Below are 23,933 nucleotides of genomic sequence, written 5' to 3' on the forward strand. Positions count from 1 at the left end.
ATGTCAGTCTGAGCTTGTCGAAGACCCATACACCTACGCATCAACTTATAACTCCACAGTAACCCACATCCCTTTATTCCTCGCATAATAGCTATTGTCATACATAGCCTCAACCTGCGTTCCGGGCAAATAATACGTCCCCAAATAGGAAGCATTTAACTTTACACTAAACGCTTTAGTTTCACCAGCTTTCAAATCGAAGAAAAAATTCACTCGGTCGTCGCGAATGTCTGTGTATCGCGCATTTCCACTTGCTCCGCCGCCTAATTCAGAAAAATTTGTGTTTACAATTTCCCAACCGCTTGGGAAGATTTTTGCCAAAGCAACATTATTTATCCAATCGCTTGAAGTATTTGTAACAATCACTTTTGCTATGATTTCGGTTCCTTGTCGCAATTTTGTAACGTCTATTGGTTTTCCATCACCTCCCAAATATTCAGATTTAATGGAAAGATTTCGTTTTTCTGCGAGTTCCTTGCCAAGAGGTAACTTTCCTCTTTGCGAAAGCGTAATGTAAACCACATTTCCTTTTTTGTTGGTCACCGAAACGGAATTGCTTCCCATTACAAACGAAAGATCGCGCTGGGAAATAGCCCGATCAGTTTTTACCTCAATCGATTTTCCGCCATTCGTAAACGTAAGTTCCATCGCTTTTCCACCGTTTTTGGCAACCATTTTTGCCATTGCCATCAGCGCATACGAAGTTTCCTGAGTGCTGTACCAATTTCCGGATGACAAATCTTTTGCCACGGAAATCGCTAAATCGCGTTGTTTCGAATCGCCCAATAAAACCAAAGTTTCCATAGCCATCGCCCTATTTCTGAAAGGCGAGCCATAAGTGTAATAATCATACTTCTGCGGAACGAAATTTATGTTCGCCGTTCGTGCAATCTGTTGCGCAACTTCCTTTTTTCCTGCCAAAGCGTACGCGGCTGCCAAACGCCATTTGGCATCATTGCTCAATTCCTTGCTTTCGCGAAGTCGATTCATGGCGGCAAGTTCGGGTTTTCCGGCAAGCGCCATTGTGTAAAGCCGATAAGCCTGCGTTAAACTGGAATTATAAACCTTATAACTATTTCGCCATTGGCGTGCTGCATTTTGTTGGTATAGCAACCAATTGCTCATAAAACTTATGGGCAGCGCATACCCTTTTTGCTTGGCCTCGAGCATAAAATGACCCACATAACTGGTACTCCATTCATCCGCTTCCCGTTCGCCGGGCCAATACGAAAGTCCGCCATTGGGGAGTTGAAATCGGCCCAACCGTTCAATTGCGGCTTTTACGTTTTTCTCAATTTCTTTCTTTTTTTCGAAAGTTATGTCGAAAACATCTGCCAAATAAAGCTGCGGAAATGCAGAGGAAGTAGTCTGCTCAATGCATCCGTAGGGATAATGGATCAAATATTCCATTCGTTTGCCGAAATCCATCGGCGGCAAGGTTGAAAATTCAAGCATCGCGGCATTGCTTCCGGGAACGCCAAAGGTTTCAAAAGTGATGGTTTGCGAAGCACTTCCGTCCAAAGTATAATTCGTGGCTTTTTGCGAAATGGGGTTCGGGTTTTCTACGTCAATTTCTACTTTATAACTCGCTTTTTCGCCGTTGCCGGAAGCAGTTACCTCAATGGTTTGAAATTTCTTCCTTGGTAAAACATCGAATTCAAAATTGACAATCTGTTCCCCCGGACTGCTGAAAGAAACGGTTTTTGAAACCCCGTTTTTCGGTTTCAGTGCATCGCCAGTTTTCACAGTAATCATAGCGGTTTTCACTTTATTCTCCATCGCAAAAACGGTAACGGGAAGCGTAACGGTTTCGCCCGGCGACAATTTCCGCGGAAGCGAAGCCAGCACCATTAATGGCGTGCGGACTGGCGTAGTTTTTTCGACACTTCCATACGCACCTTTTGCATTGTCGCCCGCAATTACCATCGTCCGAACTGAACCTATATAATTTGGCATTATAATATTATGCGTTGCTGTTATTCCGGCTGCCAATTGAAACGGGCCGAGATATTTTACAACCGGTTTAAACCGGTCCGCTTTTCGGTTTTTTGCACCCAACGCCGCATCGCCGCCGCCAATTGCGTAAATATTATCCACACTGCCGGAATACGCGCCAATCACGTAATCGAACATATCAAAGGTTTTTACGCCCAGGGCTTCGCGGCTGTAAAACGCTTCGTGAATATCGGGCGTCGCAAAGCGGGTTAAATCCAATAAACCTTCGTCCACGACGGCAATTGTGTATGTCATCGGTTTGTTGTTTTCTTCGGAAACTTTTATGGTAAATTGTTTCTCTGGTTTTAAAACCTCAGGCATAGTGATTTTAGGGTGAAGCACCGTTGAAGGATCTTCCACCCAAAGCGGAATAACGCCGTAAAGCCGTATTGGCAAATCGTTTTTAGTTTGGCTATGCGGCTGCAGTAGCGAAATATTCACATAAATATTCGGTGCCATTTCCTTTGTGATTTTTATCGCCGCTTTCGTTTCGCCTTTTTTGGTTTCAATCCAATGCGTTGCCAAAACTTCGGTACCATTTTCAACACTAATCAGCGCGTGGCCTTCACTTCCCGATGGAAAAGTTATAAAGGCTTCCTCGCCCACATTATATTTTTCTTTGTCTGCCGAAAAAAGAAGCATCCGCGCACTTTCAGCATCGCCGTCGCTTGGGCGTTGCCACCAATTTCTGTAGAAATATGTTATACGCCCTGTTGCGTGGCCGGATTGTTTATCAATTACGCGAATTAAATAGCGTCCACCTTCCTCTTCGGGAATATTTACTGTGAATTTTCCCTTTCCGCTACCATCGGTTTTTACGGTGAATTCCTTAACTGGACGATGCACGGTTGAATTTTCATAGGTTGAAAGATTGTCCTCCCCGCGATTCCACCACCAACGCCATTCAATTTGGAAAACTTTTACTTCCAGTTCGCGATTTGCTGCAGCTTTGCCTTGGGCATCCACGGAAACAACATCAAAGTTTGTGTTTTCACTTGTAAAATAAGAGCCGTAACGGCCGGCTTCGGGAGATTTCAAACCGACGAAATGTGAGAATGGCGCTAAATCCTTTGAAAAAATATCCATTGAAAAATCGCCACCGCCTTCGTACAGTTTCGTTAAGAAAGTAGCTTTCAACATTCCCGGCGCACTTTTTCCAACTTCTATTTTTTGGTTGAAAGAAGTTGTTCCTTCCGAAGAAAGTTGCGCATCCAGAACCGGAATTTCAACCTCCTCAAATTTTCGGATTGGGTCGATGAAATTGTATTTTGGATATTTCGAAAAAGCGGAATTGCTGGCGCGAAGCGTAGCGGACATATCAATCTTCAAATTACGCGCAGGCGAGCCGTGAAGCCACATTGCGCTTGCAGTTCCCTTTACGGGCTTTGTGGCGTCGAGGATTTCGTCTTCAAAATCCAGCTTTATTTTTAAACGATTCGGTTTAATGGTCGCAACTTTTAAGGTATGCGAAAATTGCGCGCCACCAACCGTTATTGTGGCGTTCCAATTGCCCGTAGGTGCCGCAGCGTCCGTTGCGATTGGGAAATAATAGAAGCCCTTCAGCCCCCTGGCCCCCGAAGGGGGAACTACTGTTTGAGAATTATTCGAATTTAAAACACTTCTTTGAACGAGTTTTCCGCGAGCATCGGTTATTGAAAGCGTAACGGGATGGTTTTTTGGCAGCGGATTTGCGTTGTCGTTCAACACAAAAGTAAGGTGAATGCTATCGCCGGGACGGTATACGCCGCGTTCAGTATAAATGAAACCTTTAAGACCGCGTTGCAGTTCTTTTCCAGAAATGTCGAAATTACTCATGGAAAGGGCATTTCCGTCTTCCAGTTTTACATAGGCATAATTGTTTCCTTTTTGCGCCACTGCGAAAGCGGCATTTTTGGTGCCGTCATAAAGCGTGATTCCATCGCTTTCCGTGGTTACTGTTTCGATTAGTTGCTGCTGATAATTGAAAAGTTTCACCTTTACGCCATCTTCAGGTTTCGCGGAAATTAGGTTTGTTGCGAAAAAATGATACGAACGGTTGTTGCCTTTTTTCACGATCAGGCCCAAATCGGAGCCCAAAATATTTGCTGTAACTACGCGCTCTTCGTTGTAATATGCGGGGTGGCACGGATTATCCTGCTGCTCCCAATTATAGGTGTAATTTCTCCAGCGGTAAATTTCATTGTCCCAATAGCGCTCTTCGCGAATTTCTTCATCCTCGGTGTTATCGTTGGCGTAATAGGGATCTTCTTCGTAATATTCATCTTCATATGCGTCACCTTCTTCTTCATTATCCTCGATAATGGCTGAAGTCGTTTCGCTGCAATCATAAGTAATGTAATCCTTTTTGAAACTGAATTCCAACTGATAAATAGCACCGGGATCTGCCTTAAAATATTCCGAAAGATTGATGGCGTAGGCTTTCCAACTGCCGTTATTGCTGAAATCGTCATTTTTAAGGGTGATGGTTTTTTTGGCAATCCTTCTTCCGACGCGTTTAATATCGTAGGTATTGTTATCATTCAAATTATAACTTTGAAGAAATTGGAGTAGGTTCTTCTCGTAAATTTTAATGATGCGAACATCGACTTTTGAAAGATTTACCGCTTCAAAATAAACCGGCGTTGTTGCAGAATTCGGAAGAATTACGCCTTTGGAAATCATCCGTACTGCAGGTTTTAATTGCTCGAAAGAAACCAATTCTGAAAATTCCTTCTTCAATCCGAAGCCCTCGGTATTTTTTATTCCCGTGAAAACGGTGACTTTTACGTCGCCCACAACGCGATTTGGAGGATACACATTTAGTACATTTCCGTTGACTTCGTAACGCAAATCCTGCGTGTTTTCAATAGTTACCAAGCCTGCAAAATCCTGATTTTCCAGCAAAGGATCTGAAAAGTTGATACTTAACAGCGCCGCGGGCGCCAACGTACTGCTGATATCGACGATTGTAAAATTATTTTGTCCGGGGATTGCAAAGGTGTTTTCACCTTTGTTTTCTGCGCCAATTGGTTTTCCGTCCCATTTAATTAGAATTTCGGAATCTTCCATTTTACGGCTTATACTGTCTATTTTAAAGTTGAAGAACTTCGCCTCATTGCTTTCCTCGGGCCATTTCAGCCTTAATTTTTTACCTCCCTGCGAAGCCGAAACCAATTGTTTGACCTTTTCCAACGAAATAACATCGGACGCTTCAACCGATGCTTCCAGATATTGCCATTGTTTACTGTAGCTTTGAAGGTTTCCCAAATCAACTTTAAAATTTGGGGTAATGGTGTGAAAACTGAAAGTGTAGGTTTTAAAATCCTTTGAAATGTCTTCGTAAAATTTATTCAGTTTTACCGTTACGGTGTATTCCGTGTCAGGTTTTAAATATTCCGAAGGTCGGAAGATTAGGGTTTTGCCGTTTTCAACAATCAATTTTCCTTTTGTAGCAGGTGAAATTTTTAAGTATTCTTCTGCGGAAAGTTCTTGGGTCAACTCAAATTGTTCCAAGGGTTTTGCAAGTCCAATCCGGATATCTGTGGTAACGGATTGATTTCCGTATGTATTATAAGAAATAAATTCCTTGAATTTGAAAAGATTGTCAGTTTCGGAATGTTTGTCTTTGTCTTTGCAGGAAGCAATAAAAATTATTGCCGAAAGAATTAATAGTCGCTGCAGTATTTTCATGAATGAAGATTTTGGCTATTAAATGTAATTGAAAAAACGAATATCTATCAATTCACAGACCGTTTATTCCTCTTTGTAAATTTTAATTACGATCCCACCTTCACTATTCATTGAAGCCCGATACATTCCCGCAGTATTGAATTCCATTGCCACGTTTCCATCCTTATCGATGGCCACGATTCCCCCGTCACCACCCAGAGCCGGTACTTTTTTCTGAATAACTTCGTGGGCGGCTTCCTGCAAAGTCAATTCTTTATATTCCATCAAGGCCGAAATATCATAGGCAACAACCGAACGAATGAAATACTCGCCCCAACCGGTTGAAGAAACCGCGCAAGTTGCATTATTGGCATAAGTTCCTGCACCAATTATCGGGGCATCGCCAATGCGGTTCCAGCGTTTGTTGGTCATTCCGCCGGTCGAGGTTCCGGCGGCAAGATTTCCGTGTTTATCCAAGGCCGCGCAACCCACGGTTCCAAATTTCGAGTTTTTAATGAAGGGATCTTCAAAAGAAACTTTTTTATCGTTTTGAGCTTTTTCCCTTTCCATAACACGCTGCAGGGATTCATACCTATTTTGTGTGTAGAAATAGGAAGTGTCCATCATTTTATAGCCTAAACTTTGGGCGAATTCTTCAGCTCCCGCACCGTAAAGCATAACATGTTCACTTTTCAGCATTACATCCTTTGCTAAATTTATTGGGTTTTTTATATGTTTTACCCCGGCAACTGAACCGGCATTCAAGGTTTTTCCATCCATTATTGAAGCGTCAAGTTCGTTTGAACCTTCGTGGGTAAAAACAGCGCCCTTTCCCGCATTGAAAAGTGGTGAATCCTCCATTACATTAATAGTTTCGGTTACAGCATCTAGGGATGTGCCCCCGTTTTTCAGAATTTCATAACCTTTTGAAATAGCTTCCTTTAATTTTTCCATATAAGCGGCTTCCAAGGAATCGCTCATATTTTCCTTTAAGATTGTACCGGCTCCTCCGTGGATTACGATTCCGAAATTTTCAGTATTTTCTATTAAATTTTTCGTTGCATTTACCTCTTTCGAGTTTTCATTCCTATCATTTTTACACCCCAAAAGGAGAAATCCGATTATTGAATATGTTAAAATTTTTATCATTCGTATCATTTCTATTCTTTTAATAATCTTCGAAATATACAATGTTTACGGCACTTAGGCAAAGTTCGGGTAAATTCAAACTATATGAAAATATCAATTTCAACGATAAAGTGTAACTTTTTTTCGTTTAAAGGCACTTTCATTTAAAAAAATTTATATATTTGAACCAACATCATGCCCCAAATTTGATGTTGCCCCAATTATGCACCTACTAAAAAGTAACCTACTTGCCATGGCGCTGCTATGTCTGGTAATCACCTCTTGCTCAAAAGAGGATTCTGTTGAAGTTGAAGCCGTAAAATATGATATTGATCTGGCCTTAGCTCAAAGAAATGACAGTCAAATGTCCAGTGAAATCCTAAGTCTTGTGAATAGCCACCGTACCTCTTTAGGACTTTCTACCTTAAAAATGGACACCCAATATGCTTCAGCTTTCGCTGTGGACCATACTGAATATATGATTGAAAAGGAGCAAATAAACCACGATAATTTCGGGTACCGCTCAGAAGGAATTAAATATCACGACAATGCTGAAGTTGTTGGGGAAAATGTAGCGTATGGATATGAAACCGCTGAAAAGGTGGTGGAAGCCTGGTTAAAAAGCCCCGGCCATAAGGCAGTTATTGAGGGAAATTATACCCACACTGGTTTTGGTGTGATGAAATGCGAAAAGGGCCGCAGCTATTTCACTCAACTCTTTTATAGAAAGTAACCTCACTTCCTTTTTCTATTAGCCCAAATTGCCGTATTTTTACGATGGTAACATCCTAAAAATACGGCAATGGCTATTAAAAAACCTTTCAATTTAAATAAATGGGTTGAAGAAAACCGCGACCTTCTGAAACCTCCCGTCGGCAATAAAAACCTTTATGTTGAATCTGATGATTATATTGTAATGATTGTCGCTGGTCCCAATGCCAGAAAGGATTACCATTATAATGAAACGGAAGAACTTTTCTATCAATTGGAAGGAAATATTCAAGTTGCAATCCAGGAAAATGGAGAAAAGAAAGTGATGGAACTCGGGCCAGGCGATATGTATTTACATCCCGGAAAAGTGCCACATTCACCTGGCCGGAGCGAAGGTTCAATAGGTTTGGTAATTGAAAGAAAACGTCAAGATCTGGACGGAAAAGATGGCTTGCTTTGGTTCTGCGACAACTGCAACAATAAATTGTATGAAGTTTACTTCCCCTTAAGCGATATTGAAACCGATTTCCTGAAACATTTTAAGCATTTCTATGGAAGCAAAGAGTTGCGAACTTGCGATAGATGCGGAACAATAATGGAAGCCGACCCACGATTCATTCAAGATTAACTGCGTATTTCCTAAACAGATACTGTTTCTTTTTACTTTCTTCAGTCGATTGTGTACCTTTGCCCACTTGCCGCGAAGGCGGTAATCTTAATAAGATTTATCAAAAATTTTTCGTCGAAGTTTATTATAAATGGAAGTCGAAGAAGAAATACTATAACAATGAGATTCCCGCCTTCACGGGAATATTTAAAAATCATAAATATATGCAGGCAACAACAACCAGCTTCGGTATCGAAGAAGCTTTGGAACAATTAGGAATCAAGGAATCAAACCAAGGCACTTCCACCGGAAGCGAATGGTTTTCAAATGGAGAGGAAATTTCTTCGTTTTCTCCCGTTGATGGCCAACTAATCGCCAAGGTGAGTACCACTTCCAAAGAAGATTACGAAAAAGTAATGGCAAGCGCAACTTCGGCTTTCAAAACTTGGAGATTGAAACCGGCTCCGCAACGTGGCGAAATTGTTCGCCAATTCGGGGAAGAATTGCGAAGATTAAAAGAACCCCTTGGAAAATTGGTTTCCTATGAAATGGGAAAAAGCTACCAAGAAGGATTGGGCGAAGTGCAGGAAATGATTGATATCTGCGATTTTGCGGTGGGCCTTTCCCGCCAGCTTCACGGATTGACGATGCACAGCGAACGTCCCGGCCACAGAATGTATGAGCAATATCACCCAATGGGCGTGGTTGGGATTATTTCAGCCTTTAATTTTCCAGTAGCAGTTTGGGCCTGGAACACAGCATTGGCTTGGATTTGCGGCAATGTATGCGTTTGGAAACCATCGGAAAAAACTCCTTTATGCGGAGTTGCCTGTCAGAAAATAGCAGCGAAAGTTTTCGCTGATAACAATTTACCCGAAGGAATTTCTTGCCTTATAAACGGCGATTATAAAGTGGGTGAAATGATGACAAACGATAAGCGCGTGCCTTTGGTTTCAGCAACCGGTTCCATTAGAATGGGAAAAATTGTTGCGCAAGCTGTTGCCGCCCGTTTAGGAAAATCATTACTCGAATTGGGCGGAAATAACGCAATTATTGTTACTCCCGATGCCGATATAAAAATGACCGTAATAGGAGCTGTATTTGGCGCTGTCGGAACTGCCGGCCAGCGTTGTACCTCAACCCGAAGACTGATTATTCACGAAAGTATGTATGACAAAGTGAAAGATGCCGTGGTTGATGCCTATAAGCAATTGAAGATCGGAAATCCTTTGGACGAAAAAAACCACGTTGGTCCACTTATCGATAAAGATGCCGTGAAAATGTATAACCAAGCCCTTGAAAAAGTAGTTGCCGAAGGTGGAAACATTATCGTTGAAGGTGGCGTTTTGGAAGGCGAAGGCTACGAAAGCGGCTGCTACGTAAAACCAGCAATTGCTGAAGCTAAAAACAGTTTCGAAATAGTTCAGCACGAAACCTTTGCGCCGGTTTTATATCTTATAAAGTATACCGGCGATGTTGAAAATGCCATTGAAATTCAAAATGGTGTTGTGCAGGGACTCTCTTCTGCAATTATGACCAATAATCTTCGCGAGGCCGAGCGTTTCCTTTCACATTCGGGAAGTGATTGCGGAATTGCAAACGTGAATATCGGCACGAGCGGCGCCGAAATTGGCGGTGCTTTTGGTGGCGAAAAAGAAACCGGTGGCGGTCGAGAGAGCGGAAGCGATGCCTGGAAAATTTATATGCGCAGACAAACAAACACAATTAATTATACAACTGAACTACCTTTAGCGCAAGGAATTAAATTTGATTTGTAAGCCCCTCCCGACCTCCCCGAAGGGGAGGAGATAGCGTAAGAAAGCCTCACAGATCTCTAAGATTTGTGAGGCTTTTTTTGGTATCATTTTCATAGCAATTCCCCTTGGGGGTTAGGGGGCTTACACCACCCCATTCGGCTCAACCCACTTAAAACGATTGGCATCTTCCGGAATTTTTATGCGTTCTGCAATCCGCATCATTCGCGAGGGTAATTTTAAGAGATAATCGCGCGCCTTTTCGGCTTCATCCGTCAAGCCACTTATTTTTGAAATTTCCCAATGGGCATTTAATTTTTCAAGAATATCGATATAATCAAAAGTGGTGTATACGCCCAATCGCTGCGCCGCATTACTAAAATCATCAAAAGCCGACGCCATTTTTCCGCCGCTTTGTCGAAGATTTTGGGCTGGCATAATGATTTTTTTCTGCATCATATCTTGAAATGCCAACATCATTTCGCTGGCATCATATTCAAAAATTGTTTTGACGAATTCGCGATAGGCCAAATGGTGGCGCATTTCATCGCCGGCAATAATATTGCACATTTTCGCCAGCATTTTGTTGCCTTTTTTCTTTGCTATTTTGCCCACGCGGTTATGCGAAACATTCGTAGCCAATTCCTGAAAACTTGTATAGATAAAATTTCGGTATGGGTCGCGGCCAGTTCCAACTTCAAAACCGTCATTAATTAAGTGTTGCGTAGTTATTTCAACTTCTCTCATATTTACCCTTCCGGATAAATAAAGGTATTTATTCAATGTATCTCCGTGGCGGTTTTCCTCACCAGTCCAATGGCGAATCCATTTGCTCCAGCCGTTTCGACCGTGTTGGTCCACGCCTTCCATATCCATCAACCAACTTTCGTAGGTTGGTAGCGCTTCTTCGGTAACCATATCGCCCACTAAAACAATCCAAAAATCATAGCCCAATTCCTTCGCTTCTTCGCGTAGCTGGATTACTTCGTCCATATAATTTTCCTTTTGAAAATCGGGTAAAAGATCGGTCGGCTGCCAAATTTCCTCCACGGGAATTAGGTATTGGTCAATATAACTATCAATTTTTTTTTCGACAGTCTGCATTACTTCCAACCGGATATTTTTAAGCGCCATGATTATATTTTAAAGCTAACTACAAAGATAATAAGTCAATAGTGTAATTTATTATAAAGAAGTCTTAATTCCTGCCTTTTTCCTCAGGATATAATTTGAAAACTGGTTCGCTTTGCCAGATTTCTTTTGAATCAATGTCCATCATGGAAACTCTTCCTTTGAAAGCCGCTCCCGTATCAACATTCCAAACATTGGCAAATTTGGCGGGTTTCTCAAAGCCAACACGGGTTACGGGCGTGTGGCCGATATAAATTTCCTTAAAAAGTTTTAATCGTTTGGGGTATTTGTCGCTATCGGTGGAAATGGATTGGTCCATTGCGCATACCATTTCCCACAGGGTTCGGTCCCAATAAACAATGTTTGGATAATATTCATTTTGTGGACCACTTTGATTTGTAAAACCTGCGTGAACAAAAAGGCGGTTTTCAGAATCTATGTGAAAATTTACCAAATTCTCAAAAAATTCGATGTGTTTCTCCTTTTCCTCTCCGGAAATTTTAGAATAGCTTTTTATACTGCTTTCGCCGCCTTGGCTTCGCCACGCAGGATTTTCATCATTAAATTTTAAGTAATTATAAAGTAATTCGTCGTGATTTCCGCGGATGAAAATGCAATCATTTCTTTCTGAAAAATCTATTAAATATGAAACAACTTCGGCAGATTCGCTCCAGCCGTCCACATAATCGCCCACAAAAATATACCGTGTATCTTTCGGAAGATTTGTTGTTTCCATTACTTGTTTTAAGGCTCTAAAACCTCCGTGAATATCACCAATTACAACTGTTCGCATAGTTTAATTATAACTTACCTTTCTCAAAATTCGCAATGATTCCTTTAAAAGCTGATATGCCTCCGTATCGTAATCGCGCAATAATTCCTTTGCTTCCTGCAATTTTTCCTTGGCATCGTCAAAATTGTTCAGATAGCAGATTAGATATGTTGAGGGAAGACTGCGCAAATCCTTCTCCTCGGAAGGATTCAACGGAATATTTTTCTTCACTTTTTCCAATATTGAATTGTTGGAATTGTAAATATGAAATAAGGTTTTCTTATTAAATTTCGGACTTTCAAAAATTAATTTTGAATCCATTTGATATGAGCCATTTTCCTTGAAATGAATTGTAACTTCTTCCAAGGGATAATATTTAAATTGTTCGTTCAAACCTAAGTGGACGTATTCTACAATTTTAAAATAATCTTCGGAATAATCTATGCTAATCTCATCCAAAGCCGAATAAAACAGCCGAACCTGCTCATTTATCAATTCAATATCGACACGGGAAAAATAGGTTTTGTCCTTTACCCTTTTTTGTTTTCCCGCCCAACAAACCACAAATTGTTCTTTGAAAACCTTGTAATTGCTATCCAAATCCTTGTGGCGATGGTTTATAAAGTCTATCACTCCATCCAGCGTTAATTCTATGTTATTTTTTGCGGCATTTTCTATGGATTTTACAATTTCTGAATTGATATCCTTTATCTCAATATCAAAATCTTTGGGCATCGAAATACTTCCGTCGCGAAGAAAAATGGAGCCTCCCCAATATTTCCAGATATTTTTTCGAAGCGAAGTTATTTTTCCGTTCGGACGAATAGTAACCAACCCCACCACTTTATCGGAAGGCAAATTCGGGAATGCCACATTTTCATAAATAATGAGCGGGGCATTGGTTAAATATGCATTTACAAGATTCTGGATTTTGCTGTCGTCAAAAAAATCGACTCCGGTAATTTCATTGGTTTCATCCTCCACCCCAATCACGATGAACGAATTGTTTGCCGGATTGCTGTTGCTCAGGGCACAAATATGTTTCAAAAATTTCGCCTTGCCTTCTTTCGTTCCAAGATCAATTTTTCGCTTTTTATCATAAAAACTGCTCTCGTCATTATGGGCGAGTAGGTTTTTGATTAAAAGTCGTTTGTTGATCATTTACAATAATTTTCTAAAAATACTCTCACATAAATTTTTCAAACTCAGTTGTCAAAATCCGAACAATGTGTTTATTCGACAAGCTGTGACATTTGTTACTTTTATTGGTTTAAAAAATTAATTTAAACATCACTTTTTATTTACAATGGTGGAAGAAGCCTGATCCAAACACATAACGGTCAAATCGGCAATATTTACGTGTGGCGGTCGCGTTACCGCAAACAAAATAATTTCAGCGATATCTTCCGGTTGCAAGGGCACATAACCTTGGTACACTTTTTCTGCCCTCTCTCGGTCACCTTTAAAACGTACTTCGCTAAATTCAGTTTGCACCAAGCCCGGGTTTATGGCCCCTACCTTTATTCCCTTTCCATTTAGGTCTATCCGCATGCCTTGGGTTAGGGCATCTACGGCATATTTACTAGCGCAATACACATTTCCCCTTGGGTAAACTTCCTTTCCCGCGGTGCTCCCGATGTTTATGATGTGCCCACTTTTGCGCGCTATCATTTGTGGAAGTATTGCTTTACTGACATAAAGCATTCCCTTCACGTTTATGTCTAGCATGGCGTCCCAATCGTCCACATTTCCTTGGTCGATTGTTTCCATTCCGTGGGCATTTCCCGCATCGTTTATTAAAATATCAATTTCCGAAAACTGCTTCGGAAGGGATTGGATTGCCGAAAAAACTTCCTCTTTGTGGCGAACATCAAATTTTAAGGTATGCACCTCTGTGATTTTTGAGAGTTCTTCCGAAATATTCTTCAAACGGTCTTCCCTTCTTCCGCACAAAATCAATCGCATACCATTCTTGGCAAAAACCCGCGCTGTGGCCATCCCAATTCCGGAAGTTGCTCCGGTTATAAATACTGTTTTATTCATCATCTGTTTTTTATCCCTGATTTTTATAGGCTTAAATACTCATTAAAAATACTATTTCTGAATTATTCTATCGACGGTTGTTTCAGTATTTATTACCTTGACAATTGCCCAGAAATACTAATAAAAGTTTAAGTTTAAAGGATTTTTATTTTAACCAATTGTTAACAGCCTTTTAGTCAATAAATTTTCAATTTGCACCGACTTTTTATAAAGGCATATAATTGAATCTAAATACGGTATGGAAAATACAAATTCGACCTTTGACATTGGGGCATTAAACGAAAAAATTGAAAGAGAAAGTGCCTTTGTGGACATTCTTTCAATGGAAATGAACAAAGTAATCGTAGGCCAAAAACATATGGTGGAACGTTTGCTGATAGGCCTTTTGGGCCAAGGCCACATACTTCTTGAAGGTGTGCCGGGACTGGCAAAGACACTCGCAATAAACACGCTTGCAAAGGCCGTTCACGGAACCTTTAGCCGAATACAATTTACTCCGGATTTGCTCCCTGCAGATGTGGTGGGTACCATGATTTATAATATGAAGGTCAATGACTTCAGCATAAAAAAAGGACCCATATTCGCCAATTTCGTACTTGCAGACGAAATTAACCGTGCGCCCGCCAAAGTACAATCTGCACTACTTGAAGCCATGCAGGAAAAACAGGTTACCATTGGCGAAACTTCCTTTAAGCTCGACAAGCCTTTTTTGGTAATGGCCACCCAAAACCCAATTGAACAAGAAGGTACATACCCTTTGCCCGAAGCACAGGTTGACCGTTTTATGTTGAAAACGGTTATAAAATATCCCCAGATTTCGGAGGAACAATTAATAATCCGTCAAAATTTAAAAGGCGATTATGAGCAAATTAATCCCGTAGCAACTGTGGAGCAAATCTTGCGAGCCCAAGCTGCGGTGCGCGAGGTTTATATGGATGAGAAAATCGAAAAATATATCCTCGACATTATTTTTGCCACACGTACTCCCGAGAACTTTGGCCTTTCAGATTTAAAACCCCTTATCAATTTTGGGGCCTCCCCACGTGGAAGTATAAACTTAGCCATTGCCGCTAAATGTTATGCCTTTATCCGCCGCCGCGGGTATGTGGTTCCCGAAGATGTTCGCGCGGTTGTGCACGATGTGCTTCGCCACAGAATTGGTATTACTTATGAAGCCGAGGCCGAAAATATTACTTCCGAAGACATCATCAACAAGATTGTTAATGTAATTGAAGTACCCTAAAAGTTCAGAGTTACAAGTTCAAAGTTTAAAGTTTTAAATGCTTTGAACCTGAAAATTGAAACCTGACAACTGAAACTACGACAGTGGATACTAAAGAACTTCTTAAAAAAGTACGCAAAATCGAGATCAAGACGCGGCGCCTGAGCGATCACGTTTTTGGTGGCGAGTATCACAGTACTTTTAAAGGCCGCGGAATGACGTTCAGCGAAGTACGCCAATACCAATTTGGCGACGACGTGCGTAACATAGATTGGAACGTTACTGCGCGCTACAACGAGCCTTTTGTAAAAGTTTTTGAAGAAGAACGCGAGCTTACATTGATGCTTGTGGTTGACATTAGTGGTTCCGAATTTTTTGGAACGCAGGATCAATTCAAAAATGAAATCATTACTGAAATAGCCGCAACCCTTGCATTTTCCGCAATGCAGAACAATGACAAAACTGGATTGATTCTTTTTTCAGATGAAATAGAACTTTACATTCCGCCAAAAAAAGGAAAATCGCACGTGCTTAGAATCATTCGCGAATTAATTGAATTCAAACCAAAAAGTAACAAAACCGACATTGCCAACGCCTTAAAATTTCTAAGCAGCGTAATGAAAAAGAAAGCAATCGTTTTTGTGCTTTCAGATTTCATAGCAGACCATTATCGGGACACTCTCAAAATTGCAGCGAAAAAACACGATGTTACGGGAATAAGAATTTACGATAAAGCCGAAGAAACTATTCCAAATCTGGGAATGGTGCAAATGGAAGACCAAGAAACGGGCGAACTTTTATTGGTGAATACCAGCTCAAAAAATGTGCGCAACCAATACTACAGTTATCACCGGGAACGGGTGGATTATTTTACCGAGTCTTTCACAAAAAGTGGCGCGGGTGCCATAAGCACAAGGGTTGATGAAAGTTATGTGAAAAAATTGTTAGGGTATTTTAAGAGACGATAAAAAAGATAGAAGAACTTAGATGTTAGATTTTAGATTTTTATTGAGTAGCATTTCCAACTTTGGACTTTCCCAAAAGTCTATAAGGCAACCTCTTTTTTCCCTATTTTTTTCTCTTTTATCATTCGTCTCGTTTTCACAAGTATCTTCATCCATCGATTCCACAAAAATTAAAATTGGTGAAGAAATCCTTTATACCATTAACGTAAACGCAGATTCTACAGATGTAGTTGTTTTTCCGGAAGAGCAGACTTTTGCACCTTTGGAAATGATTGAATCCTATAAAACTGACACTACTTTTGAAGGCACGAAATATCGACTCATTAAAAAGTATGGATTGACGCAGTTTGATAGCGGTAAATATACCATTCCCCCTCAGCGCATTTTCATAAACAATAAACCATATTTCACCGATTCCATAAATGTTGAAGTGGCTGACGTGCCCGTCGATACCACAAAACAGAAAATGTTCGACATAAAACCGGCAATGGAAGTGAAAAGTCCGCCGTTTGATTGGCTATCCCTTCTCTATTGGTTGGTTCCGATTCTTATAATTATCGGGATTGCATTTTATTTATTTCGAAGAAAAAAACGAAAAGAAGCCGCCGAAAAGCAATTGCCACCCTATGAAGAAGCAATAGTCGCTCTAAAAACTTTGGACAACAGTCAACTTTTAAAAGAAAACAAAAGCAAGGAATATTACAGTAGCCTTACCGAAATAGTAAAAAGATATTTGGATCGGGAAGTGGATGAAGCGGCACTCGAAAGTACCAGCGATGAGCTTATCACGCGGTTGATGATGCACAAAGACGCCGGAAGTTTCGATTTTGATGTGGAAACCATCCGAAAATTGGATGCCATTTTCAAGCGCGCCGATTTGGTGAAATTTGCAAAAATGAACCAAGAAACTGGCCAGGCCGAAGTGGATCGAAAAACGATCGAGGAAATTATTAACGAAACCCATGAAGCGGTGCCCGAACCAACCGAGGAAGAACTTTTGGCAAATCAGGAATACCTTGAAAAACTTCAGAAAAAACGCCAGCGCAGAAAATGGGTTTTAGGAATTTCGGGACTTTTGGCAACCGTTGTTTTGGCAGCTATTATTTACGGTAGCGTAACTGGTTTCGATAATTTAAAAGACAAGGTTTTTGGCAACGACCTACGCGAATTGGCTGAAGGTCGATGGATAAATAGTGAATATGGCAATCCGGCCGTAATTCTTGAAACACCGGAAGTGCTAGTTCGCGCCGAAGCTCCCTCAACAACTGCTGATAATAGTGCCGTAATGGGCAGGGATTTTTTCACATACGGCACTATGAATTCCCCACTTTTCATTATGGTTTCTACCACACAATTTGCACAAAAACAAGATATTGCTTTGGAAACAGCTCTAGAAGCGGTGTTGGACGATCTTGAGCAAAGTGGCGCAAAAAATATGATTGTAAAACGGGACGACTTTGAAACCGATAAAGGCATAAAAGGACTGAAAGCCTACGGCGAATTCAACGTGCAAGTTTCAGATAATAAAGTTTTAAAAGAGACCAGCACCTATGAGTTGTTACTTTTCGCACAGCAAAACGGATTGCAGCAAGTGTTGATCGTGTACCAAGATGACGGCAAATACGCCGAAGAAATATTAAAAAGAATTGAAGCGTCCTTAGAACTTGAAATTTCAGAGAAAGATGGGCAATAATTTCGAATTTGTGAATCCGCAGTTTTTCTGGTTGTTCCTAATACTTCCGGTGCTTGTGCTATGGTATTTATGGAAACGGAATCAACAAACGGCTTCCCTTAAAATTTCAAGTGTCACTGGTTTCAAATCGGGAAAAAACTGGTTGGCTCGATTGAAACCGGTGCTTTTCGCGCTTCGCCTTTTGGCGCTTTCAGCATTAATCGTAGCAATGGCGCGCCCGAGAACGGTTGACGAATCCACAAAAACAAAAACCACAAGCGGAATTGATATCGTAATGGCAATTGACGTTTCTGCAAGTATGCTGGCGCGCGACTTGAAACCGAATCGTTTGGAAGCATTGAAAACAGTAGCGGCAAGATTTATTGACGATCGCCCAAATGATAGAATTGGGTTGGTGGAGTATGCCGGCGAAAGTTATACGCGAACGCCATTAACGAGTGATAAAACGATTGTGCTTTCCTCTTTGAAAAATATAACCTACAACACAACCATTGAGGGCGGAACCGCAATTGGTTCGGGCTTGGCAACGGCCGTAAACCGATTAAAGGAAAGCCGTGCAAAAAGCAAAGTCATTATTTTATTGACGGACGGGGTGAACAACACAGGTTTTATTGATCCAAAAATCGCGAGCGAACTTGCGGTGGAATTCGGTATAAAAGTATACACGATTGGTTTGGGAACAAACGGAATGGCAATGTCGCCCATTGGCATTCGCCCCGACGGCGGATTTCAATACGGAAATGTGCAAGTGGAAATTGACGAGGCCCTGCTCAAGCAAATTGCTGAAAAAACTGCCGGACAATATTTCCGGGCAACATCGAACACGAAATTGGAAGAGATTTACGAAGAAATCAACAAGCTTGAAAAGACGGATATTGAGGAATTTAAATACACCCATTACGATGAAATGTTTCGGCCGTGGGCAATCTTCGCATTGGTTTTGACTGGGTTTGAGTTTTTATTGCGGATGACGGTCTTCCGGGGATTTGTGTAATATTTTCAAAAAATAAATTTGAAAATTTTGGAACAGGAAAATGATTATATAAAACGAGAAATTCAAAAGTTGACAATGGTTTTGAAAAAACTGATTGACAAAACCAATTCTGCGGATATAAATAACTTTCAAGCAATAGTTTCTGAAACCGATGAAAAATTAAAAGAGTTTTTTGACATGTCGTTAACGGAAATTGTGGCCCCAGAAAATTTCGAATTGGTGAAGAGATTGGAAAATATAAATGAGGAACATCTTGAAAATTTAATAAACCTGTTATTTCAAATATTTCAAAAATCGCAAGAATATAAGATTGAGCAAGCTATCGATATGACGAAATTATCAGAAAAATTACTTTTGATGATTGATTTGGCAAACGAAAAAACCAATGATTTTTCTATTGAAAGAATGAATATAAAAAACAAAATAATACAAATTAAGAATAGCACTAAATAAGAAAATGTACCAATTAGAACAACCCATATATTTTTACATCCTTTTCGCCATTCCGGTGATTGTGATGGTATTTTTATTGGTTTTAGTGTGGAAAAAAAGGGTGCAAAAAAGATTTGTCGACAAAGAACTTCTGAAAAAACTGAGCCCAAACCGCTCGCTTTTCAAATCGGTTTTAAAAGTTTTCGTGCTTTGTCTGGCTATTGCGTGTTTAAGTTTTGCGCTCGTAAATCCGAAAATCGGCACAAAACTGGAAACCGTAAAACGCGAAGGCGTGGATATAGTTTTCGCCTTGGACGTTTCCAAAAGTATGTTGGCAGAGGATATTGCCCCCAACCGTTTGGAAAAATCAAAACAGCTCATTACTCAAATAATCAACAATCTTTCGGGTGATAGAATTGGGATTATCGGGTACGCGGGCAGCGCTTTTCCGCAGGTGCCCATCACTTCCGATTTTTCCTCGGCAAAATTATTTCTAAACGGAATGAATACCGATATGGTTTCTTCCCAAGGAACTGCCATTACACAAGCCATTGAAATGGCGCAAACTTTTTATGACGATGAGGACCAGACAAATCGCGTCCTTTTCCTAGTTTCCGACGGGGAGGATCACGAGGGCAATGTTGCATCAATTGCCGAAGAAGCTGCCGAAAAAGGTATCCGGATTTTTACAATTGGCGTCGGTACGGTTGAAGGTGGGCCAATTCCCATTAAAGAAAACGGGGTGCTACAATATTACAAACGCGACCAAAATAACGAACAGGTTATCACCCGTTTAGGTGAAGAAACTCTTAAAGAGATTGCCAAAACGGCCAACGGTGAGTATATTGATGGCTCAAACACAAAAGTGGTTGTGGACCGAGTAAATGCCATTTTGAACGGAATGGACAAAAAGGAATTCGAGGCGAAACAATTCACCGATTTTAAAGACCAATTCCAATGGTTTTTAGCTGGGGCATTGTTTTTGCTGGTTTTGGACGTATTTCTATTGGAACGCCAAACCGCTTGGCTGAAAAAATTGAATTTGTTTAATGAAAAGGAAAAACAATAAAATGATGTTTGGAGATAAAGCTTTTTTTCAGAAAGATGTTGTGCTGCGGATAATGATTATCCTCTGTACGGCCTTCTTTTCAATAAATTCATTCGCACAACCACAGCAATCGAAGGAACAAGAAGCAGATTTTAGAGCGTCCCAAAATTATTTAAGCGAAGCACAACAGGCGCTTCAAAAAGAAGAATTTTCCACGGCCGAAGCAGATTATCGCAAAGCAATTTCGTTAAATCCAAAAGGAGAAATTGCGAAATATAATCTAGGAACCGCTTACTACGGAAAGGAAAAAAATGCCGAAGCGATGCTTCGTTTCAAACAGGCCGCAACCGCCGCAACCTCTAAGGCAGAAAAACATAAAGCTTTCCATAATTTGGGAAATACTTTTATGAATGAAAAGAAATATTCCGAAGCAGTTGAGGCATATAAGAATGCGCTTCGCAACAACCCGAATGATGACGAAACTCGCTATAACTTAGCTTTGGCAAAAGATATGCTGGAAAAAAATCCGCCACCACCGGAGGATAAAGATGACAAAAACAAAGACCAAAACGAGGACGAAAAAGATCAGGACAAAAAAGATCAGCAGGAAAAGGACGATAAGAACAAAGAAGGCGACCAAGGCGACGAAAAAGACGAAAAGGATAAAGGCGACGAAAAACAAGACAAAAAAGAAGGCGATAAAGACAAAGGCAATCCCGAAAAACCAAAAGATGAAGAAGGCGACAAGCCCCAACAGCAACAACCAGTGCCCGGACAACTTTCACCTCAGCAAGTGAAAAGTCTGTTGGAAGCCATGAACAACGAAGAGAAAAAAACGCAGGAAAAAATAAATGCCGAAAAACAGAAAGGCGCAAAAGTGAAAACGGAAAAAGATTGGTAGATTATGAAGAAGATGAGTTTTTTATTCCTTTTAGGGTTTGTACTGTGCACTATAGCTGCCACGGCACAGGTTCAGTTTGACGCGAAGGTGAGCAAAAAAAGACTGGGAATAAACGAGCGTTTGCGGATAGATTTTGAAATGAACCAAGATGGCGACAATTTCAGACCGCCAAATTTTGAGGGGTTTCGCGTTGTGGGCGGCCCCAACCAATCCATCAGCAATTCGTGGATAAATGGTAAGCGAAGTTTTTCAAAAACGTATTCTTACTTTTTGGCACCACAGACCCGCGGGAAAATAACCATTGCCCAAGCCACCATTGAAATTCAAGGAGAAACCTATAAAACCCTACCTGTTGAGGTGGAGGTCACCGCCGCTGTTGAGGTGCCTAAGGATGGCAATAATGCTGATTATGTGGCCAGTGAAAATGTGCATTTGGTTGCAGAAATTTCTAACGCAAATCCATATTTAAATGAAGCGCTTACCGTAACATACAAACTTTATGTTTCACACGACGTAAGCATCACTAGCCAATGGCGGGAAATCGACACTCCGAAATATGCAGATTTCTGGAGCCAAAATATTGACAACCAAAATAATTTCAAGGTGTATGAAGGCAAATACAATGGCCAAAATTACCGCTATGTAATTTTACGGACTACCGTGCTGTATCCTCAAAAAACTGGGGAGTTGGAAATAGAACCGCTAACCCTGGATATTCCGATAGACGTGCAAGGCAACCGCCGCGACATTTTCGGAAGGAGGGTAATGGAGCGCGTAAACAAAACTATTTCCGCGGGCAAGCGTACCATTAATGTGAAACCACTTCCGCTGGAAGGCAGGCCGGATGGTTTTAATGGCGCCGTGGGTGATTTCGCCTTCGAGGTAATTCCCAACAAAACATCATTAAACGCCAATGAATCCCTGCAATTGGATCTAAAAGTTTCGGGAAAGGGAAATTTAAAATTGTTCACCCTTCCGTCGGTAAAACTTCCGAATACCTTAGAGGTTTATGAACCGGAGCACAGTGAAAGCGTAAGCACCACTATCGGCGGGATGTCAGGCTCCGTCACCGATTCCTATACAATAGTGCCGCAATTTAAAGGAACATATCCGGTGAATCCCATTACTTTTTCATTCTTTGATCCAAATACGGAAAAGTATAGAACCCTCACCTCAAAAGAATTTACGATTGAAGTTGAATCCGGACCCATTAGTTCTGCGACCGCAAATAGCAATACGACCGACTCGAAAAAACAAGTTGTTCTTTCAAAGGAAAACTTTAAATATATAAAGTTGGATGCCAATCTTCGTAACATAGCGCAGGAAAATTTCTTTAAATCGGCCCTATTTTGGTCGCTTTTGGGAGGCCCCTTTTTACTGATCCCGCTGTTTATCCTTGCGGGAAAAAAGCGCAAAGAGCGAATGAACGATGTGGAAGGAAACAAGCTGCGGCGCGCCAACAAACTTGCGAAAAAATATCTTTCCGAAGCAAAGCGTAATATTCAAAATCCTGCCCCTTTTTACGAAGCCTTGGAACGGGCGCTTCACAATTATTTAAAAGCGAAGCTGAATATTGAAACTTCGGAAATGGAAAAAGGCCTCATTTCAAAAATGTTGCTCGAACGAGATGTGGAGGCGGTGACCGTGGAAAATTTTATTGGTCTGTTGAAAAGTTGCGAATTCGCCCGATATGCTTCTACTTCAACAGCATCCGTTCAAAATGATTATTCCAAGGCGGTGGAAGTAATTTCAAATATTGACAAACAAATACAGTAAAAATTGAAGATGATGAAAAAGCTGCTGTACCTATTGATTATACTCGTTTCTTTCTCCGGAATCGGACAAAATGAAAATCTCTTTGAACAAGGAAAAGAGCTATATAAAAACGGAAAATACCAACAAGCGGTAAACGCATGGATGAAAATTTTGGACAATGGCCAACATTCTGCCGAACTTTATTTCAATTTGGGAAACGCACAATATAAGTTGAACCATATTGGGCCAAGCATATATTATTATGAAAAGGCGCTACAGCTTTCCCCCAATGACAATGATATAAAAAACAATCTGGCCTTCGCCGAAAACGCAAGGATAGACGCCATTGAACCGCTGCCAAAAACAGTCTTTTCAAAATGGTACAACAGCATTTCGGGAATTTTCACCTTTAATGGTTGGGCCATTTTGGCCGTTGCTTTTTCCATATTTTTCGTTGCATTGTTTTTATTTTATTATTTCGCCTTTTCGGAAAGAAGAAAACGCTTGCTTTTTGTGAGTTCTATGTTTGCGGGTGTTCTATTGATTGCATCACTTACGATGGCTTTTTTTACCTATGGCGACTATTCAAAGAATCAGCTTGCCGTTATTTTCGCCAGTGAAATTGAAGTAAAAACCGAGCCGTCCATGGGCAGCAACGTTGCGTTTACGCTTCACGAGGGCACTAAAGTTCAGATTATGGCACAGGATGGAAATTGGTTCCGAATTGCCTTGGAAGACGGAAAAGATGGTTGGATTCCTGCCACTGATTTAAAACAGCTTTAGATTTAATATTTACTTAACACGGAATAAACCTCAAACTATTATTTTTGGATTTCCTAAAAAAAGTGGGTGAGGCCGATCAGTATATTCTTAATTATTGTGTTTACGAGTTTTCTTGTAACGCCAGCCTTTATTAGTCTTTCAGGTTCCCAACCCGATGTTTCGACTTTTTTTTCAATGAATGAGGAAGAAAACTCTAACAAGCTTCCGCAGGCAACTTTTGCCTTTGTTATTGAAAAATTACCATCCAACTTTGAAAGCCTTCAATTTCTGAAATACCGGAAATCCAATTACCGTCTAGATTCGTTCAACTATTCGAACGTATTCTTGGAAGTAGTGTCGCCACCTCCGCGG

General features: G+C 40.8%; 18 protein-coding genes. 12 read left to right on the forward strand and 6 right to left on the reverse strand.

Translation table 11 applies throughout. The features are described from left to right. Positions 1-45: 45 nt before the first annotated feature. Together QRD02_RS01345 and QRD02_RS01350 are read right to left on the reverse strand one after the other, a co-directional pair. A complete protein-coding gene (locus QRD02_RS01345) occupies positions 46-5,664 on the reverse strand; it encodes an alpha-2-macroglobulin family protein (RefSeq protein ID WP_290253094.1) in 5,619 nt (1,872 codons plus the stop codon). A gap of 63 nt (positions 5,665-5,727) precedes the next feature. Then, positions 5,728-6,792, reverse strand: coding sequence for an isoaspartyl peptidase/L-asparaginase family protein (locus tag QRD02_RS01350; protein ID WP_290253095.1), 1,065 nt, complete (start codon positions 6,790-6,792; stop codon positions 5,728-5,730). Between the two features lie 202 nt (positions 6,793-6,994). Between QRD02_RS01350 and QRD02_RS01355 the strand changes: the two genes are divergently transcribed. The 3 genes from QRD02_RS01355 (at position 6,995) to amaB (ending at position 9,867) form a co-directional block, all read left to right on the forward strand. Continuing rightward, entirely contained in the window at positions 6,995-7,504 is a 510-nt protein-coding gene (locus QRD02_RS01355; protein ID WP_290253096.1) for a CAP domain-containing protein, read from the forward strand. 69 nt (positions 7,505-7,573) lie between these two features. Continuing rightward, positions 7,574-8,110: a 3-hydroxyanthranilate 3,4-dioxygenase gene (locus QRD02_RS01360; RefSeq protein WP_290253097.1), complete on the forward strand. Its 537-nt coding sequence runs from the start codon at positions 7,574-7,576 to the stop codon at positions 8,108-8,110. A 203-nt stretch (positions 8,111-8,313) separates the two neighbouring features. Beyond that, positions 8,314-9,867: an L-piperidine-6-carboxylate dehydrogenase gene (amaB, locus tag QRD02_RS01365; RefSeq protein ID WP_290253098.1), complete on the forward strand. Its 1,554-nt coding sequence runs from the start codon at positions 8,314-8,316 to the stop codon at positions 9,865-9,867. Positions 9,868-9,987: 120 nt separating this feature from the next. On the opposite strand, the gene QRD02_RS01370 is transcribed toward amaB, so the two are convergent. The 4 genes from QRD02_RS01370 to QRD02_RS01385 form a co-directional block, all read right to left on the reverse strand. Beyond that, a complete protein-coding gene (locus QRD02_RS01370; RefSeq protein WP_290253099.1) occupies positions 9,988-10,977 on the reverse strand; it encodes an acyl-ACP desaturase in 990 nt (329 codons plus the stop codon). A 64-nt stretch (positions 10,978-11,041) separates the two neighbouring features. Beyond that, on the reverse strand, positions 11,042-11,767 hold the full coding sequence (locus QRD02_RS01375; protein WP_290253100.1) for a metallophosphoesterase family protein: 726 nt from the start codon (positions 11,765-11,767) through the stop codon (positions 11,042-11,044). A gap of 3 nt (positions 11,768-11,770) precedes the next feature. Beyond that, positions 11,771-12,907 carry an ATP-binding protein gene (locus QRD02_RS01380; RefSeq protein WP_290253101.1) on the reverse strand — a complete coding sequence of 379 codons (1,137 nt, stop codon included), beginning with the start codon at positions 12,905-12,907 and terminating at the stop codon, positions 11,771-11,773. 129 nt (positions 12,908-13,036) lie between these two features. Beyond that, a complete protein-coding gene (locus QRD02_RS01385) occupies positions 13,037-13,789 on the reverse strand; it encodes an SDR family NAD(P)-dependent oxidoreductase (protein WP_290253482.1) in 753 nt (250 codons plus the stop codon). 238 nt (positions 13,790-14,027) lie between these two features. On the opposite strand from QRD02_RS01385, the gene QRD02_RS01390 reads away from it, so the two are divergent. From QRD02_RS01390 to QRD02_RS01430, 9 genes are all read left to right on the forward strand, one after another. Continuing rightward, positions 14,028-15,032 carry an AAA family ATPase gene (locus QRD02_RS01390; RefSeq protein ID WP_290253102.1) on the forward strand — a complete coding sequence of 335 codons (1,005 nt, stop codon included), beginning with the start codon at positions 14,028-14,030 and terminating at the stop codon, positions 15,030-15,032. An 83-nt stretch (positions 15,033-15,115) separates the two neighbouring features. Next, on the forward strand, positions 15,116-15,979 hold the full coding sequence (locus QRD02_RS01395; RefSeq protein WP_290253103.1) for a DUF58 domain-containing protein: 864 nt from the start codon (positions 15,116-15,118) through the stop codon (positions 15,977-15,979). Positions 15,980-15,998: 19 nt separating this feature from the next. After that, positions 15,999-17,669 (forward strand): DUF4381 domain-containing protein, encoded by a 1,671-nt coding sequence (locus QRD02_RS01400; protein ID WP_290253104.1) that lies wholly within the window; start codon positions 15,999-16,001, stop codon positions 17,667-17,669. Further along, positions 17,659-18,663 carry a vWA domain-containing protein gene (locus QRD02_RS01405; RefSeq protein WP_290253105.1) on the forward strand — a complete coding sequence of 335 codons (1,005 nt, stop codon included), beginning with the start codon at positions 17,659-17,661 and terminating at the stop codon, positions 18,661-18,663. The genes QRD02_RS01400 and QRD02_RS01405 overlap by 11 nt, the downstream gene beginning before the upstream one ends. A gap of 18 nt (positions 18,664-18,681) precedes the next feature. Next, positions 18,682-19,116, forward strand: coding sequence for a hypothetical protein (locus tag QRD02_RS01410; protein WP_290253106.1), 435 nt, complete (start codon positions 18,682-18,684; stop codon positions 19,114-19,116). 4 nt (positions 19,117-19,120) lie between these two features. Further along, entirely contained in the window at positions 19,121-20,164 is a 1,044-nt protein-coding gene (locus QRD02_RS01415) for a vWA domain-containing protein (RefSeq protein WP_290253107.1), read from the forward strand. Positions 20,165-20,216: 52 nt separating this feature from the next. Next, positions 20,217-21,044 carry a tetratricopeptide repeat protein gene (locus QRD02_RS01420; RefSeq protein WP_435373015.1) on the forward strand — a complete coding sequence of 276 codons (828 nt, stop codon included), beginning with the start codon at positions 20,217-20,219 and terminating at the stop codon, positions 21,042-21,044. Between the two features lie 3 nt (positions 21,045-21,047). Continuing rightward, complete coding sequence (locus QRD02_RS01425; RefSeq protein WP_290253109.1) at positions 21,048-22,820, forward strand: BatD family protein; 1,773 nt, start codon at positions 21,048-21,050, stop codon at positions 22,818-22,820. A 9-nt stretch (positions 22,821-22,829) separates the two neighbouring features. After that, on the forward strand, positions 22,830-23,582 hold the full coding sequence (locus tag QRD02_RS01430; RefSeq protein ID WP_290253110.1) for a tetratricopeptide repeat protein: 753 nt from the start codon (positions 22,830-22,832) through the stop codon (positions 23,580-23,582). Positions 23,583-23,933: the final 351 nt, after the last annotated feature.

Source organism: Aequorivita aurantiaca (genome assembly GCF_030410135.1).
GTDB lineage: Bacteria > Bacteroidota > Bacteroidia > Flavobacteriales > Flavobacteriaceae > Aequorivita > Aequorivita aurantiaca.